1 protein-coding gene and 1 pseudogene are annotated in these 1323 nt (G+C 68.9%); both read right to left on the bottom strand.

Annotation, left to right across the window (positions count from 1 at the left end):
• A partial coding sequence (gene sucD, locus O4U47_RS31180) for a succinate--CoA ligase subunit alpha (protein WP_270681588.1) occupies positions 1–848 on the bottom strand: 848 nt, incomplete at its 3' end.
• A gap of 19 nt (positions 849–867) precedes the next feature.
• Positions 868–1323 (bottom strand): annotated as a pseudogene (locus O4U47_RS31175) (ADP-forming succinate--CoA ligase subunit beta); the annotation flags it as partial.

Here is a 1323-nt window from a genome sequence, read left to right as displayed (position 1 = left end):
TCGCTGGGGGTCTTGCCGACCTTCACGCCGGCCGCCTCCAGAGCCTCCTTCTTGGCCTGGGCCGTACCCGCCGACCCCGACACGATCGCGCCCGCGTGCCCCATCGTCTTGCCCTCCGGAGCGGTGAACCCGGCCACATAGCCCACCACCGGCTTGGACACGCTCGCCTTGATGAACTCCGCGGCACGCTCCTCGGCGTCCCCGCCGATCTCACCGATCATCACGATCGCATCGGTACCCGGATCGGCCTCGAACGCCGCCAGCGCATCGATGTGCGTGGTCCCGATCACCGGGTCCCCGCCGATCCCCACACACGTGGAGAAACCGATGTCGCGCAGCTCGTACATCATCTGGTACGTCAGCGTCCCGGACTTGGACACCAGCCCGATCCGCCCCGGCTTGGTGATATCGGCCGGAATGATCCCCGCGTTCGACTCCCCCGGCGTGATCAGACCCGGGCAGTTCGGCCCCACGATCCGCGTCCGGTTGCCCTTGGAGGAGGCATAGGCCCAGAACTCGGCCGTGTCGTGCACCGGGATGCCCTCGGTGATCACCACCGCCAGCCCGATCCCGGCGTCCACCGCCTCGATCACCGCGTCCTTGGTGAACCGCGGCGGAACGAAGATCACCGTCACGTCCGCACCGGTGGCCTCCATGCCCTCGGCCACCGAGCCGAACACCGGCACCGCGGTGCCGTCGAAGTCCACACTCTGCCCGGCCTTGCGCGGGTTGACCCCGCCCACGATGTCGGTGCCCGACGCCAGCATGCGCCGGGTGTGCTTGGTGCCCTCAGAGCCCGTCATGCCCTGGACCAGCACCTTGCTGTCCTTGGTCAGGAAGATCGCCATGTCGCCTTTGCCCTCGCTCCTACTTCGCTGCCAGTTCGGCGGCCTGAGCGGCGGCGCCGTCCATGGTCTCCACCTGGCGCACGGCCGGGTGCGCGCGCTCGGTCAGGATCGTGCGGCCCAGCTCGGCGTTGTTGCCGTCCAGGCGCACCACCAGCGGCTTGGACACGTCGTCGCCGCGGCCCTCCAGCAGCTCCAGGGCCTGCACGATGCCGTTGGCCACCGCGTCGCAGGCCGTGATTCCGCCGAAGACGTTCACGAACACGCTCTTGACGTCCTCATCGCCCAGGATGATCTCCAGGCCGTTGGCCATCACCTCGGCAGAGGCGCCGCCGCCGATGTCCAGGAAGTTGGCCGGCTTCACCCCGCCGTGCGCCTCCCCGGCGTAGGCGACCACGTCCAGAGTGGACATGACCAGGCCCGCACCGTTGCCGATGATGCCGACCCGACCGTCGAGCTTGACGTAGTTCAGGCCCTT

The sequence above is a fragment of the Nocardiopsis suaedae genome (assembly GCF_027706745.1).
Lineage (GTDB): Bacteria > Actinomycetota > Actinomycetes > Streptosporangiales > Streptosporangiaceae > Nocardiopsis_A > Nocardiopsis_A suaedae.
This window is presented reverse-complemented; position numbering and strand designations above follow the sequence as displayed.